The following is a 15,443-nucleotide window of genomic DNA, read 5'->3' on the forward strand; positions in this document are numbered from 1 at the left end:
GACTTTCCGAAACTTCGTCTAGAATGAAGTCATCGGGTCAGCGATTGTGTGCACTGCAAAACACCGCAGGCCGCCGACCCAACCGATTCCGATTCACTCATTCTGGAGCGCCACCATGTCACAGTACCAAACCGATATCGATGCCATCGCCACCCTGAAGTCGAAAGAGGGCAGCGCCTGGGACGCCATCAACCCCGAGTCCGCGGCCCGCATGCGTGCGCAGAACCGCTTCAAGACCGGCCTGGATATCGCCCGCTACACGGCCGCCATCATGCGCCGCGACATGGCGGCCTATGATGCCGACCCGTCCCAGTACACGCAGTCGCTGGGCTGCTGGCACGGCTTCATCGGCCAGCAGAAGCTGATCTCGATCAAGAAGCACTTCAACAGCACCGACCGCCGCTACCTGTACCTGTCCGGCTGGATGGTTGCCGCGCTGCGCTCCGAGTTCGGTCCGCTGCCGGACCAGTCGATGCACGAGAAGACCGCCGTCGCCGCGCTGATCAAAGAGCTGTACACCTTCCTGCGCCAGGCCGACGCCCGTGAGCTGGGCGGCCTGTTCCGCCAGCTGGACGACGCCAAGGACGACGCTTCCCGCGCCGCCATCCAGGCCAAGATCGACGGCTTCGTCACCCACGTGGTGCCGATCATCGCCGACATCGACGCCGGCTTCGGCAACGCGGAAGCCACCTACCTGATGGCCAAGCAAATGATCGAAGCGGGTGCGTGCTGCATCCAGATCGAGAACCAGGTGTCGGACGAGAAGCAGTGCGGCCACCAGGACGGCAAGGTCACCGTGCCGCACGAGGACTTCCTGGCCAAGATCCGCGCCGTGCGCTACGCCTTCCTGGAGCTGGGCGTGGACGACGGCCTGATCGTCGCCCGTACCGACTCGCTGGGCGCCGGCCTGACCAAGCAGATTGCCTACACCCGCGAACCGGGCGACCTGGGCGACCAGTACAACAGCTTCCTGGACGTCGAGGAAGTCTCGGCCGACGCGCTGGCGAACGGCGACGTCGTCATCAAGCAAGGCGGCAAGCTGGTGCGTCCGAAGCGCCTGCCAAGCAACCTGTTCCAGTTCCGCCAGGGCACCGGCGAAGCGCGCTGCGTGCTGGACTGCATCACGTCGCTGCAGAATGGCGCCGACCTGCTGTGGATCGAAACGGAAAAACCGCACATCGCCCAGATCGGCGGCATGGTCAAGGAAATCCGCAAGGTGATCCCGAACGCCAAGCTGGTGTACAACAACAGCCCGTCGTTCAACTGGACGCTGAACTTCCGCCAGCAGGTGTTCGACGCGATGAAGGAAGAGGGCAAGGACGTGTCGAAGTACGACCGCGCCCAGCTGATGAGCGCCGAATACGACGAGACGGAACTGGCCCGCGAGGCGGACGAGCGCATCCGCACGTTCCAGGCCGACGCGGCCCGCGAAGCCGGCATCTTCCACCACCTGATCACGCTGCCGACGTACCACACGGCCGCGCTGTCGACCGACAACCTGGCCAAGGAATACTTCGGCGAGCAGGGCATGCTGGGCTACGTGGCCGGCGTGCAGCGCAAGGAAATCCGCCAGGGCATCGCCTGCGTCAAGCACCAGAACATGTCCGGCTCGGACATCGGCGACGACCACAAGGAGTACTTCAGCGGCGAAGCGGCCCTGAAGGCGGGCGGCGCGCACAACACGATGAACCAGTTCTGACGATTCGTCGGGCCTGAACAAAAAAGCCGGGGTGACCCGGCTTTTTGTCATTGGCGCTGTGCCCCGGTCGTAATGCACTTCCCGGACGCGCCCGCCGTTTTACTCATCAGGCAGACCAGTCATTTGTCAGCGTCCGTCCACCCCATGTCGCGCGCAAACTCGCGCGCAAAACGCCGGTAGCCCGGCACCGTGAAGTGGATCAGGTCGCGCGCCATCAGCGGCGGCGACTGGCGCGCCCAAGTGTACGCGGCACCCATGCCGCCCATCGCCTCCAGCATGCTCCACGTGGCGCAGCCGGCCGCAGCGCCCACTTCACGCTGCACGCGCCCGATCTCGGCGTGCACCCGCGAGTACCGGTACAGGACGATCTTCGGGGCCTTCGCCTTGCCTTTGCCCTTGCGCTTGCCGCGGTTGACCGACTGCGGCACCAGCACGCCGCGGTCGCCCGGCGCGATCAGCACGCACGCGGCTTGAGGAAACACGGTGCGCATATTGCGTACGGATTCTTCCAGCGTGCGCCGGTAGGCGGCGCTGTCGAACGGCCGGGCGGCACCTTCGTTGGTGCCGAATTCCAGCATCACGAGCTGGTAGTCGCGCTGGCCGAACCAGGATGCCAGGTAGTCCAGCTGCGGCGTTTTCCAGCCCGCCACCGTGGCGCCGGGGTAGCCGAAAACGTCCATCGCCAGCTGGCTGGCGCGCTGCGCCTGCAGGTCGAGCCCGTGCAGCCGCATCGGTCCCACGATGAGGCGCATCTTCACTTGCGAGATCGGCCGGTCGGCCGCCAGCTCCAGCACGGCCGGGCCGGGTTGCCGGTCCAGCGTGACCTGGGTTTCGGCCGCGCCGTCGACGCTGATGCCGACCACGGTCGGTGCCGCCGTCTGCTGGTACAGGATGCGCACGCGTTCGTAGTTGGCCACGCGTTTGTCGGTGCGCACATCCCACGCGAGGGTCGCGCCGGCCTGCTCGGTGACCAGGTTGACGAGGCCGGGGCCGGGGGTGCGCGCATGATCGCCGCCCAGGTAGCCCAGTTCGTACTTCCACTGCGGCGACACGCACGAGCGCCGGATCGGCAGGCGCACGCCGGCGCGCCCCATGTTCGCCGGCAGCAGTACGTTCGACACATTATCGAGCGGTACCTTCAGCTGGCGCGCCAGTTCTTCGCTGAAGAACGCGGCCGCCAGGTGGCTGTCGCCCCAGATCGCGATGCGCGCGGCGGGGCCGGGAAGCGGTGCCGCCGCTGGCGTGGTGCCGCCGGGCGCGGGCGCCGCTTCGGCCTGTGCTTGCACTATCTCCTGCACCACCTCTTCGTCGGGTACTTCCAGCGGGTCGGGATTGGGAGTGGCGGGACGGCGCGGCGCAGGCGCGCTCCGCTCGCATTCGAGGTTGCCCACGTCAGGGTGCGCCTGCACCGGAAGCGTGGTCACGACCGGCACCAGCGGTGCGGCAAAGGTGGGCGCGGCCGGCACGGCGGCGGCGATCAGGACAGCGGATATCGGTAAACGCATGGGTCTCCAGCCACGCAAGCGGTGGCGCAAAAGGTTGAATGGCGATCGGCGGGGCGTCAGTCGGTCGTCGGGACGTGGGCGCCGGCCGCCACGAGGTTGAGCTTGCGCTGTTCGGTGCGCACCTTGTCGATATAGGTGTCGCTGGCAGGGCCGCCGCCAACATAGAAGCGCAGGCCTGCCGCCTCCGAGCCGCCTTTCAGCTTGACGCAGTCGCGCAGGATCTCCACGCCCACCCGCAGGAACCCCAGCGCGAGCGCCGCCAGAATGTGGACCAGCGTCAGCAAGCTGCGCAGTGCCATCGTTGTGCTCCTCTCATCGCACCATCCCGGCCGCTCAGGCTCCCGGCCTGCCGACCGGCGTGCTGTTCGCTTGCCGGGGCAGAAGTTGGATTGTGCGCCGCCTCGCCAGGCTCCGTGGCCTGGCCACGTACCGCGGCCGGCAGTTCCGGCGCGACCGCCGCGGCGGTCGGTTCGCCAGTTGCCCCGGCCTGCTGGTGGTGCCGCGGATGCGCACCCGCGTCCGCATGGGCGCGCACCGTGCGGCGCGGCTTCTCGAGCAACGGCGCAGGCGCAGGCGCCGGCTCCGGCAGCGGCAGCGGCGTGCCGCCCGTGGCCGCCTCGATCCGCGCCGCGTAGGCCAGGATGCCGCGGCGCGACAGGTGGATGCCATCCTTGACGAACCAGTCCGGCCGTGCCGCCGAGGCCGCGTTCCAGTCGAGCACGCGCGTATTCGGGAATTCCCGCGTCATGCGCGCGATCAGTTCGTTGTTCGGCGCCGTCCAGCGCCGGTCCGCGTGCACGGTTACCAGCAGCACCGTCTTGCAGCGGGCCAGTGCCCCCAGCAGTTCGCGCAACTGGCCTTCGTTGATGTAGCCGTTCGTCCCCAGGTGCACCAGCACCGTCGAGGCGCCATCGAGCCGGTCCTGCCACCCCTGCACGATCTTGAGGCCGTGGCGGACCTGGCGCCCGACGGCCGCGTCGACCTCGATGCCGGGAATGCTCTTGCGCAGGTGATCCCGCGCCCCCAGCAGCACCGAGTCGCCCAGCGCGTACAGGTGCTCGCCGCCGGAAATGCGCACGCCTGGATCGATGTCCTCCTCCGCTGGCATGATAGCGCCGGCTGGCTGCACGGCCGCCGGCTGCGGTGCCGGTTTTGGCTCCGCAACCGGCAGCGGCGGCAGTACGGCGGGAGCCCCGGCGCTGGCGACGATCACAGGTGCCGGTTCCTCGAATTCCACCGCCCGAATTGCCGTCGAAAAAAGCAGCGCGATGATAACGTACGCACCCAGCACGGCCTTCTTGGGGGTGTCGCCGGCCTGCTTCAGTTCGTAGCGGATGGCCGGCTTCTCCACCGCCTGGTACATTGCTTCGGAGACGATCAACACGACGGCCAGCGCCGGCAGGAAGACGTCCCAACGTGCGAAATCCGTGAACCCGAGCAGGCGCATCCAGACGAACACGAGCCAGTGCACGAGGTACAGCGAGTACGAGCGCAGCCCGAACCATTGCACGACGCGGGTGCGCAGCAACGCCGACACGAAGAACTCGCGGTCGCCCATCGTCACGTAGGCAACGATGCAGGTCAGCAGCGGCACCACCAGGAAGGCGCCCCGGTACAGCCACGGGTTGGACGTGTCCATCGTGCCGATCATGGCACCCAGCAGGGCCAGTGCCAGCAGCGCCAGGGCGCGCCAGCACAGGCGCGCCAGCGGCCCGACGGCGCGCGGCAGCCATGGATTCCAGAAGCACGCCAGCGCGGCGCCCGTCAGCAGGCCCATGGCGTGCGTGTCCGTGCCCAGGTAGATGCGGTTCTGGTCGATCGCGTCAATATTGAGCTCGTACAGGTGCCACATCCATGCCGTGCTGCCCAACGTGGCCGCCAGCGCCAGGACGCCCGCGGCGCGCGGCCCGCCGCGTTTCAGCACCAGGTAGACGAGCGGCGGCCAGACGATGTAGAACTGCTCCTCGATCGCCAGCGACCACAGGTGGCGCAAGACGTGCGGCGTGGTGTCGAAGTAGTCCTGGCGGTCGACGATCTGCCACCAGTTCGACAGGTACAGGAAGGCGGCCGGCGTATCGGCGATGAACTTGCGCAACGCGTCGGGCGACAGCACCGACGTCCCCAGGAACGCAATCAGGACCAGGCCCAGCACGGGCGGCAGCAGGCGCTTGAGGCGGCGGAAATAGAAGTTCAGGAAGCGGAAATCGCCCTCGCTGCGGTATTCCTTCAGCAGGATCGACGTGATGATGAAGCCGGAGATCGTGAAGAACATGTCGACGCCGAAGAAGCCGGCGTTGAACACGCCCGTGATCTCGCAGTGGAACAGGATGACGGAGACGACCGCCAGCGCCCGCAGGCCATCGAGTTCGGCGAAACGGGGACTGCCGGTAAGGGGTGTGGTGTGCGACATGGATGCCGTAGGGCGGTTGCGGTTAGTGCTGCGGGAGGTTGAATCGATGGGAACGGGCGAACAGGCGCCCGCTGACCTCATAGCCTTGCGCCGTCAGGTGCGTCAGGTCCGGCTGCATCAGCGGTGGATTGGCGCGGGCCCAGCGCAGCGCCGTGCCGGCGCCGCCCGTTGCGCCCTGCCAGTCCCAGAAGGCGCAGCCGAACTGCGCGCCCACCTGTTTCTGCGTGCTGGCGATGCGGCGGTGGATGGCCGAGTACTTCATCGGGTCGGCCGGTCGTGCGCCCGTCACGCCGCGGTCGGGCGGGCCGACCAGGATGCAACGGGCATGCGGCTGCAGCTGGCGCATCCGCGCCAGGCTGGCGCGCAGGCTGCCGGCATAAGCGACCGGATCGAAGGCCGGGCTGGCGCCTTCGTTGGTGCCGTACTGCAGGATGAGCACGTCGTATGCAGGCGCGCCGGGCAGCAGCCGCGCGTCGATGTGCTGCCAGCCGCGCACTTGGGCACCCGGCACGCTCAGGATATCCAGAACGGCGCGCGGCGCGCCCTCGTAGTGCGGCAGGAAGCCGTGCAGGCGCACGTGCCCGGACACGAGGCGCAGGCGCAGCTGCGCCATCGGCACGCGCGGCGCGATACGCAGCACGCCGGTCGCCGTGCGGCTGAGGGGAATCAACTGCTCCTCCTGGCCGTCGACGGCCACGGCCAGCAGCAGCGAGTCGTCCGGCGCACCCTTGTCGTACAGGATGTCGAGCTGGCGCACGCGCGTGTCCGGCCGCGGGAAGCGGAAGTCCAGTGCCAGCGTCTGGCCGGGGCTGGACGACTCCATGCTGAGCAGCCCTGGCGAGAAGGCGGGGGTATCGCCCTTGGCCCGGTAGGCATACGCGGTATGCCAGCCCACGCTGGCGCAGGCCGCCTTGAGCGGCAGGGCCAGGCCAGGCACGCGCAGGCCAGCCTGGATGAACGACGGCAGCACGGCGGTCCGCTCGATGCCGGAGCCCTGCAATGCCGCGTCGACGAAGTTGCGGGCCGACGTCAGGCTGTCGCCCCACACGCCGATGCGGTAGGGTGCCGCTGCCGGTACCGCGGCGGTGGCGGGCAGCGCCTGCCATGCGAAGCCTGCGCCAGCCGCGGCTTCGGTGGGCAGCGGGACGGGGCAGTCCGGGGCGGCATGGGCGACGCGCAGCGACGCCGCTGCCAGCAGCGCGGCCAGCAGGGGGGGCAGATGAATGCCGGCGCTCACCGGGAAGCCCCGGCAGGCAAGGACGGACGGACAGAGGGATAAAGCGGTGGCGCGCCGGCTGGACGGCGGATGCGGGAACGGCGGGCGCCCATGGATGGTGGTGTGCGAGTAGGGTCCTGGTAAGAAAAACCCGGCCCGCCGCCCGGCGCACTCACGCCATCGTCACGGTCGGTCCGATTTTCCGAGCAGGATGATAGCGAACCGACATCTTACTGTAAAGCCAAAAACTTTAATTTTCTGGCATCTCCACGCCGGGAGCCATCGCGCCGTCAGTCCAGGAAGTCGGCATACTCGCGCCGGGCATAGCCTGCCAGCCCGCGCCACGGCAGTTCGTGCGTCACGCCCGGCTGCACCGTCAGCACCATGCGGTGGGTGGACGTGCCGGCCACGTCGCCGCTTTCGATCACCAGCGGGATCTCGCGGCGCTCGTCCCACAGCACGCGTTCGTAGGCGCCGTCGCGTTGCCGTTCGCGCCAGCGAGCGCCCGGCACGTCCGACTTGCGTGCCGCCAGCGGCAGCGCGCGCAGCCGCTGCGGGTCGAGCAGGTAGTAGGCGCGTGTCCACGAACCGTCGAAGCCGACATTGTCGAATTCTCCCGGGGGCACGGCGATCACTTCGCGCGCGGCGGCATCGACGTACTCGAGCCGCACCTTGCCGCCGTCCAGCGTGACGTGGCGCGGCAGCAGCGCCGGGTTGAAGTGCTTGTGCACGGAGGTGGCGCGCGCGGCGGCATGGCGCGCGCCGGGTTTGCCATGGGCGTGGTCATGCCGGGCGCTGGCCTGGGGCGGCAGCACCCGCGCGGACCACACGTGGCCGTCGCGGCGCAGCATGGTTTCCTCGAAACGGGCTTCGCGCGTGACGCCTTCGGCGGTCACGGTGCGGCTGGAGTAGGCGATGCGCAGGTCCAGGTCCGGTGCCGCGTGGGCGGCGCCGGCCAGGCACAGGACAGAAAGAGGCAGGTAGTGGCGTGTCATGGGAATCGGTCGCGGGCCGGAGTGGACGCCCCGGCCCGCAAAGGCTGAACCATCAGAAACCGAACGCGGACTTCAGCAGGCGGAACACACGGGTGTTGTCCAGCGTGCCCTTGAAGCCCTTCGCGCCGGCGCCGGTAGCGAACAGCTGGACGTCGCCGCCGCCGTGCGTCTCGCTGGACAGGCGCACGCCCGTCTCCTGCAGGTAGTTGTCGGCCATGGCCGCAGTGCTGTCGACACTGGTGCGCACGGCCGGGCGGTTCGGGCCGTTGCCGAACACCAGCGTCGTGTACGTGTTGCCATCCGCATCCTTGTTCGGGCTGTTGTCGCGGTAGCTGCGGTTGATGTCCAGGATCGGGTTGCCGCGCTTGCCGTAGCCGTTGAACGCCAGCGTGTGGTCATGGTCTGCCGTGACGACGACCAGCGTATTGGCCAAGGTCGGGTCGGTCAGCCTGGCCTTGGCCAGCGCCGCCTTGACGGCATCGTCGAACGCGATCGTGTCCACCAGCGCGCGCTTGGCGTTGGTGCCGTGCAGCGCGTGGTCGATGCGACCGCCTTCGACCATCAGGAAGTAGCCGTTGGCATTCTGGCCGAGGAGCTCCATCGCCTTGACGGTCATCTCGGCAAGGCTCGGCTGGTTGGCGCCTTCGCCCAGCGGCGGCGTGGCGGCGCGATCGAGCTCGTACTCCAGGTGACTCTTACTGCTGTACAGGCCAATGAATTTCTTGCCGGGCGCCGCCGCGTTCATCTCCGCCTTGCTGGCGGCGACCGTATAGCCCTTGGCGGCCAGTTCCGTCAGCAGGTTGCGCCCGTCGGCGCGGCCGCCCGCATTGGTGCCGGCCGCATAAGGCGTGAAGTGATTGCGCCCGCCGCCCATCAGCACATCCACGCCGTCGCCCAGCGCGGGGTTGTAGCCAGCGCCGCCCGGCACCAGCTGGGCCGCGATCGCATACTGCGCGTTGCGGTTGCAGATGTGCGCGTAGGTGGCGGCCGGGGTGGCGTGGGTCAGCTCCGTCGTCGTGATGGCGCCCACGGCCTTGCCCTTGGCCTTGGCCAGTTCCAGAATCGTAGGCACCGCCGTGCCGTTGTTGGCCGCGCAGTTGTTGACGGTCAGGTTGCCGTTGGCGTCCCTGCCCGGATTGGTGGCGACGGTGTCGGCCGACATGGAGATGACTTCGTTCTTCATCTTCACGCCCGTCATGTAGGCGGCCATCGAGGGCGCGCTGTCGGTGGTCTGGGCGTCCTGCGAGTAGGTCTTGATGCGGGCGGTGCGGCCCAGCGTATCCATCGTCAGGCTGCCGGCCTCGCCGTACTTGAAAATGCGCGCCGCGGTGACCGTGGACGGGCCCATGCCGTCGCCCAGGAAGAAGATGATGTTCTTGGCCTCGCCGGCGGCATGGGCGGTGTGCGCAGCGGAGAAGGAGAGCGCCAGCGCGGTGGCTAACAGGGTGCGTTTCATAGGATATCCGTGGTGGTGAGGGCGGCTCACAGGCCGGCCGCGGTCTTGACGAGATCGAACACGCGGGTGTTGTCGATCGTGCCGGTAAACGTCTCGGCGCCTTTGCCGATGGCGCCCAGGAACACGTCCGTGCCGCCATGCGTCTCGCCGCCCACGCCCATGCGCACCGCCGCTTCCTGGTGGTACGTGTTGGCGCCGGTGACGCTGTCGTCCAGCGCGGCCTGGCTGGCGCGGCTGGCCTGCACGCGGTTTTCGCCGGTGCCGAAGCCGATGATGGAGTACGGTGCGCCGTCGAGGTCCTTGTCGGTGGCGCCGGTCACGTAGTTCTTGACTACGCCCAGCACGCCGGCATTGCCGGCAGCGGTCTTGCCGGTGCGCTTGGCATAGCCATTCAAGACCAGCGTGTGGTCATGGTCGGTCGTGACGACGATCAGCGTGTTCTTCAGGTCCGGATCCGTCAGCTTGGCCTTGGCGATGGCGGCCTTGATGGCGTTGTCGAATGCGACCGTGTCCTGCAATGCCTTCTTTGCCGTGGTTTCGTGCAGCGCATGGTCGATGCGGCCACCCTCGACCATCAGGAAGTAGCCCTTGCCGTTGCGGGCCAGGACGTCCATCGCCTTGGTCGTCATGTCGGCCAGGCTGGGTTCCTTGGCCGGATCGCGGTCCAGGTCATAGCTCATGTGGCTGGACGTGAAGAGGCCCACCAGCTTGTCGGTCTTGGCCGCATCGATGGCGGCGAACTCGCCGGCGTTGCCCGCGTAGGCGTAGCTCTTCGCCTTCAGTTCGGCGACCAGGTCGCGGCCGTCGGCGCGTTTGCCGCCGTCCTTGACGGGCTTGAAGAACTGGCTGCCGCCACCCAGCAGCACGTCCAGGCCCGTGCTGCCCAGTGCCGCGTTGTAGCCGGCGCCGCCCGGCACGAGGGCCGCGGCGATGTCGTTCTCCAGGTCGCGGTGGCAGATGTGCGCGTAGGTGGCGGCCGGCGTGGCGTGGGTGACGCGCGCCGTCGTGACGACGCCGGCGGCCAGGCCCTGCGCCTTGGCCAGTTCCAGCAGCGTGGTGGCGGGCTTGCCGTTGCCGCTGCCGCAGGCGTTGCCCAGCCTGTTGCCGGCGCTGTCGGCCACCGGATCGACGGCCCTGGTCTCCTGCGACATCGACAGGACCTCGTTGTTCATCTTCACGCCCGTCATGTAGGCGGCCATCGACGGTGCGCTGTCGGTGACTTGCGCGTCGTTGGAGAACGTCTTGACGAAGGCCGTTTCGGGCAGCGTGTCCATCGTCAGCTCGCCGTCCTCGCCGACGGCGTAGATGCGCGCGGCCGTCATCGTCGTCAGGCCCATGCCGTCGCCCAGGAAGAAGATGACGTTCTTCGGCGCGGCGGCCACCGGCGGGTTGGTCGGTGATACGGGCGCGGTACCCGGGGTGGAGTCGCTGTCGCTGCCGCAGCCGGCCAGTACGGCCGCGCTGAGCGTCGCGAGGAGGAGTGCCTTGTATTTCATGTCATCGATCCGGCGGATTGGAAAGATGGCGAGATTAGCAAGGCGTTGTGACGGCTTCATGACGGGCCGGCGCGGCCCGCTGGCTCAGCAGGCAGTGGGCCGCAGGCGCTCCACCTCGAGCCCGAACAGGGGGCGCAGCCGGGTGCCAGCGACGTTGCCCGCAAAGGCCGCGACGAGCCACAGCCAGCCATGCAGGCTGCCCGACACGATGCCGCTGAAGTAGGCACCGATATTGCAGCCGTAGGCCAGCCGGGCGCCGTAGCCGAGCAGCAGGCCGCCCACCACGGCGGCGACCAACGAGCGCAGGGGCAGGCGCCACACGGGCGCATAGCGCCCCGCCAGCGCCGCGGCCAGCATGGCCCCCAGCACGATGGCGATGTCCATCACCGAAGTGATGTCGTGCGACACCGGTGCGGCCAGCGCGGCGGCGTTGGCCTTGGTCATCCAGAACGGCCAGCTCGCCACGTCGACACCGGCCAGCGCCGCGACCTTGGCGCCCCACAGCGCGAACGCGGACGTGACGCCCCACGGCCGCCCGGCCAGCGCCAGCGTGGCGAAGTTCAGCAGCACCAGCGCGAGGGCGCCCGCCATCAGCGGCCACGGTCCGTGCAGCCAACGCGACCCGCGCGCCGGCTGCACGTGCGCGGCCACCAGCCGGCCATGGCGACGCTTCTCGACGACGACCGTGACCGCCGCGATCAGCGCGAACAGCAGCCAGTTCAGCACGAGCGCCGGCGCCAGGCCCAGTGCCGCGACGACGGAGACCGGCTGCAGCTGCGGCAGCGAGGTCCAGAACGGCATATGCGCGGTGCCCACCAGCGAGCCGGCGATGAACGCGGCCAGGGTGACGAGCATGCGCGTGCTGCCGCCGCCCACCGTGTACAGCGTGCCGGAAGCGCAGCCGCCGCCCAGCTGCATGCCGATGCCGAAAATGAAGGCGCCGACGACCACCGAGGTGCCCGCGGGCGACACCAGGCCCTTGACGGGATTGCCGAACAGCGTGCCCGCCGCCAGCGCAGGGAAGAACAGGGCGACCCCGACGGCCAGCATCAGCATCTGCGCGCGCAGGCCGGCGCCACGGCCGTCCGCAATGAACACCCGCCATGCGGACGTAAAGCCGAACGCGGCGTGGTACAGCGATATGCCCAGCAGGGCGCCGACGACCCACAGTGCCGCCTGGCGCGGGCCGACCTGCTGCGCAAGGTACCAGGCCCCCGCCAGGATGGCGACGAGGGCGATGCCCAGTGGCGCGGGATCGATGGCGGTGCGGCGGGGAACGAGGACGGCGGGAGTGGACATGATGGCAGGCCTGGAAGACTGGAAGGGCGTTATTGTCGCGCGGTTTGCCGATTCCTGCTTGCACCCGGCGGCTGGCGCTCGGCGCGTCCCGGCTAATACGAAAGCCACGGCGCAAGTAAGTAACAATTGCGAACAATTGCTCATTGTTGTATTTTGCAGCCCCTCCGAAAAAGGGGTGGTTTTTTTCATGCGCCGGTCGCATCATTATTTACATCAAGCCTCGCCAAGCAATTGCGCACCTACCGCGGTGCGGGCGATATTCACTTTGACCGACACCGATAATATCCGCCGCGATTGGCGGGAGGGCCTGCTTGCGCCTTTTTATTGGCAGCGGGCTGGAAGGAGAGCAAATGATCGACGCGGCAATACGCTGCCTGGCCGGCGAACTGAACGATTTTTTCGGCCGCACGCTGGAGACGGCCGAGGACATGGTCGTGGTGTCCAACCTGCTCGGTGCCGATGGCGCCGTGGCGCCGGACGTGACCAACAAGATCGTGCTGTTCCTGACGGCGATCGAGCGCGACACGACGACCCAGCGCGGACCCGAGCAGCCAGGCCGCGCGTTTGTCGGCGGCGGCCCTTTGTTCCTGAATATCTACGTGATGGCGGCGGCGAACTTTACAGGCCGCAATTACCAGGACGCGCTGCGCCTGATATCGCTGCTGATCGGCTTCTTTCACGAACGGCCGGTATTCGACCGGTATAAAAGTCCGGCCATGGATCTGTCCATCGAAAAACTGATACTGGATATCGAGAATACCCCGCCGCCAGTCATGAGTAATATCTGGGGCGTATTGGGCGGACGTTATCTGCCATCGGTTTTATATCGGGTCCGCGTGGTCGCGATCGATAATGGTCATATTATCGGCCGGCAGGTCGGCATTATCGATCCGACGGTCGCGACGGAACGGCGGCGGGCACCATGAGCGCGTATCGCGAACTGTTCCGGCTGCGTCTCGAGCACGCCTACCACGGCGGCGCCTGGCCCGGCTGGGCCGTCGAGCCAAACGGCGCCACCCGGGCGCTGATGGACGCGGCTGGCGTGCTGACGCGCCGCTGCGACGACGAGCTGGCATTCCTGCTGCCGTCCGCCCGGGCGGATTGCCTGCAGGGCGATGACGACGGTGCGGCCGCGTTCCTGCTGCTCGTCCATGCGCAGGACCCGCTGTTCGCGTCGTACACCCTGCCCGCCGTCCCGCCCGGGCAGTTGCTGCTGGCCGACAGCCGCGAGGCCGGTATCGACGGGGTGCTGCACGCCGGCGCCACGCTGGCGGAACGGGACCTGCACGGTGCCGACGCGCTGGCGGCGCACCTGCCGACAGCCGGGGTGCCGCGGCGGCCCGCGCTGCTGGTCCGCATCGAACCGGATGCGGCCGCGCCGGCGCGGCGCTACACGGCCCGCTTCGACGCCGCCAGCAGCTACTGGAAGTACTACGTCAGCGGTGCGCTGGCGGGACGGCCGCTGGCGATCGCGGACCTGGACGGCATCGTGGCCTTCCATGCGGACCAGGAAGCGGACCTCACGCCGGCGCGGCGGGCGCGCGTGTTCGTGTCCGACCGTCCGATCGCGCTGCGGGCCAGGCCGGGCGAGCGCTTCGTATTGAAGGAACTGGGGCCGTTCGGCGAACGCGTCCTGATCAAGAGAATGCCCGTGGCGGGCACCGGGCTGCGACAGCGGGCGGTGCGCGACGGGCAGGTGGTGCAGGTGTCGGAAATTTTTATCAACCAGTGATCAACGGAGCAGCGACGTGGCCTACAAGACCCCCGGCGTATATATTCTTGAAAAAGACGCCTTTCCCAACTCGGTGGTCGAAGTCGCGACCGCCGTCCCCGCCTTCATCGGTTACACCGAGAAGGCCGACAACAAAGGGACCGCCCTTGGCGGCAAACCCTGGCGTATCACGTCGATGAGCGAATACATCGACTACTTCGGCGGCCCGCCGGCCAGCCGCTTCAACCTGGCCGAGGCGGCGCCGGAAGCGGCCGTCGAACCCGACCTGCTGATTGCCGTCCCCGGCGGTGCGCCGAACGAGCGCAAGGCCTACTGGCTGGTGCAGGACAGCGGCGCCTACCTGCTGTACTACAGCCTGCAGCTGTTCTTCGCCAATGGCGGCGGACCGTGCTATATCGTTTCGGTGGGCAGCTACGGCGACTCGGTCGAAGCCGACCCGCTGCTGGCCGGGCTGGACGCCCTGCGCAAGGAGCAGGAGCCGACCATGGTCGTCGTGCCCGATGCCATGCTGCTGAAGGGGACGCCGGAAAGCCTCTCGGCTACCGCCATCGCCGTGCAGCAGGCGGTCTTGCAGCATTGCGGCGAAACGATGAAGAACCGCTTCGCGATCCTCGACATCCACGACGGCTTCCGCGACCGCAAGGACCCAGCCGGCGACCCGATCGCCAGGTTCCGCGATGCGCTGGGCGTCAACAACCTGCATTTCGCCGCGGCGTACTACCCATGGCTGGACACCAGCATCGTGCAGGAAACCGCGCTGAGCTTCCTGAACCTGACGGACAAGGGCCTCCTGAAGACGTTGCTGACGGCGGACCTGAAGCTGGACCCGGCGCAGGCGCCGACCGACCCGATCCCGCGCAAGGGCTTCGACGAGAAGGTGGCGGGCGTGAACAGCCTGGACAGCACGTGGGAGCTGGACGGCGAACGCCTGAAGACCCCCGATGACGTGGCCCGTGCCCAGCTGGGCCTGCACCAGATGCTGGCCAAGTTCAGTCCCGTGTACGCCACCATCGTCACCGGCATCGCGCGCCGCCTGAACCGCCTGCCGCCGGCAGCGGCCATGGCGGGCGTCTACACCAGCGTGGACAACAGCCGCGGCGTGTGGAAAGCCCCCGCCAACGTCAGCCTGAACGCCGTCATCGCGCCCACCGTCAGCATCAGCCACGCGGAGCAGGAAGACCTGAACGTGACAACGTCGGGCAAGTCGATCAACGCCGTGCGCGCCTTCATCGGCTCGGGCGTGCTGGTGTGGGGCGCCCGTACGCTGGACGGCAACAGCCTGGACTGGCGCTACATCAACGTGCGCCGCACGATGATCATGCTGGAGGAGTCGCTGCGCCTGGCGATGGCCGCCTACGTGTTCGAACCGAACACCGCCAACACGTGGGTCACCGTGAAGGGCATGGCGACCAACTTCCTGACCGGGATCTGGAAGCGCGGCGGCCTGGCCGGCGCCTCGCCGGAGGATGCGTTCTCCGTCTTCGTCGGCCTCGGCGAAACGATGACGGCCGAGGACATCCTGGAAGGGCGCATGAACATGACGATCCTGGTGGCGCTGTCGCGGCCGGCCGAGTTCATCGAGATCACCTTCCAGCAGCAGATGCAGAAGTCCTGATCCCAACCACCACCAACCTT

The 15,443-nt window shown here is 68.1% G+C and carries 12 protein-coding genes; 4 read left to right on the forward strand and 8 right to left on the reverse strand.

Annotation, left to right across the window (positions count from 1 at the left end; translation table 11 throughout):
• Nucleotides 1-115: 115 nt before the first annotated feature.
• A complete protein-coding gene (locus tag PX653_RS05825; RefSeq protein ID WP_277416969.1) occupies nt 116-1,699 on the forward strand; it encodes an isocitrate lyase in 1,584 nt (527 codons plus the stop codon).
• 119 nt (nt 1,700-1,818) lie between these two features.
• Here PX653_RS05825 and PX653_RS05830 read toward each other — a convergent pair whose 3' ends face one another.
• The 8 genes from PX653_RS05830 to PX653_RS05865 all read right to left on the reverse strand — a co-directional run bounded on the left by PX653_RS05830 (nt 1,819) and on the right by PX653_RS05865 (nt 12,076).
• Nucleotides 1,819-3,204 (reverse strand): SGNH/GDSL hydrolase family protein, encoded by a 1,386-nt coding sequence (locus PX653_RS05830; protein WP_277416970.1) that lies wholly within the window; start codon nt 3,202-3,204, stop codon nt 1,819-1,821.
• Nucleotides 3,205-3,260: 56 nt separating this feature from the next.
• Nucleotides 3,261-3,503, reverse strand: coding sequence for a hypothetical protein (locus tag PX653_RS05835; protein WP_277416971.1), 243 nt, complete (start codon nt 3,501-3,503; stop codon nt 3,261-3,263).
• Complete coding sequence (locus PX653_RS05840; protein ID WP_277416972.1) at nt 3,482-5,614, reverse strand: acyltransferase family protein; 2,133 nt, start codon at nt 5,612-5,614, stop codon at nt 3,482-3,484. Before PX653_RS05840 ends, PX653_RS05835 begins: the two co-directional genes overlap by 22 nt.
• 22 nt (nt 5,615-5,636) lie before the next feature.
• A complete protein-coding gene (locus tag PX653_RS05845) occupies nt 5,637-6,851 on the reverse strand; it encodes a GDSL-type esterase/lipase family protein (RefSeq protein WP_277416973.1) in 1,215 nt (404 codons plus the stop codon).
• A 269-nt stretch (nt 6,852-7,120) separates the two neighbouring features.
• Entirely contained in the window at nt 7,121-7,825 is a 705-nt protein-coding gene (locus tag PX653_RS05850) for a hypothetical protein (RefSeq protein ID WP_277416974.1), read from the reverse strand.
• A 52-nt stretch (nt 7,826-7,877) separates the two neighbouring features.
• Nucleotides 7,878-9,281 carry an alkaline phosphatase gene (locus PX653_RS05855; protein WP_277416975.1) on the reverse strand — a complete coding sequence of 468 codons (1,404 nt, stop codon included), beginning with the start codon at nt 9,279-9,281 and terminating at the stop codon, nt 7,878-7,880.
• A gap of 26 nt (nt 9,282-9,307) precedes the next feature.
• Nucleotides 9,308-10,777 carry an alkaline phosphatase gene (locus PX653_RS05860; protein WP_277416976.1) on the reverse strand — a complete coding sequence of 490 codons (1,470 nt, stop codon included), beginning with the start codon at nt 10,775-10,777 and terminating at the stop codon, nt 9,308-9,310.
• 84 nt (nt 10,778-10,861) lie between these two features.
• Nucleotides 10,862-12,076: a YeeE/YedE family protein gene (locus PX653_RS05865; protein ID WP_277416977.1), complete on the reverse strand. Its 1,215-nt coding sequence runs from the start codon at nt 12,074-12,076 to the stop codon at nt 10,862-10,864.
• Between the two features lie 350 nt (nt 12,077-12,426).
• Between PX653_RS05865 and PX653_RS05870 the strand changes: the two genes are divergently transcribed.
• Genes PX653_RS05870 through PX653_RS05880 form a run of 3 tightly spaced genes read left to right on the forward strand, consistent with a single transcriptional unit; the run spans nt 12,427 to nt 15,423 of the window.
• Nucleotides 12,427-13,002: a Pvc16 family protein gene (locus PX653_RS05870; RefSeq protein ID WP_277416978.1), complete on the forward strand. Its 576-nt coding sequence runs from the start codon at nt 12,427-12,429 to the stop codon at nt 13,000-13,002.
• Nucleotides 12,999-13,808 (forward strand): hypothetical protein, encoded by an 810-nt coding sequence (locus tag PX653_RS05875; protein WP_277416979.1) that lies wholly within the window; start codon nt 12,999-13,001, stop codon nt 13,806-13,808. Before PX653_RS05870 ends, PX653_RS05875 begins: the two co-directional genes overlap by 4 nt.
• Nucleotides 13,809-13,824: 16 nt before the next feature.
• Nucleotides 13,825-15,423, forward strand: a complete 1,599-nt coding sequence (locus PX653_RS05880; protein ID WP_277416980.1) for a phage tail sheath C-terminal domain-containing protein — start codon at nt 13,825-13,827, stop codon at nt 15,421-15,423.
• Nucleotides 15,424-15,443 lie beyond the last annotated feature (20 nt).

The organism is Pseudoduganella chitinolytica (assembly GCF_029028125.1).
GTDB classification, from domain to species: Bacteria; Pseudomonadota; Gammaproteobacteria; order Burkholderiales; family Burkholderiaceae_D; genus Rugamonas; species Rugamonas chitinolytica.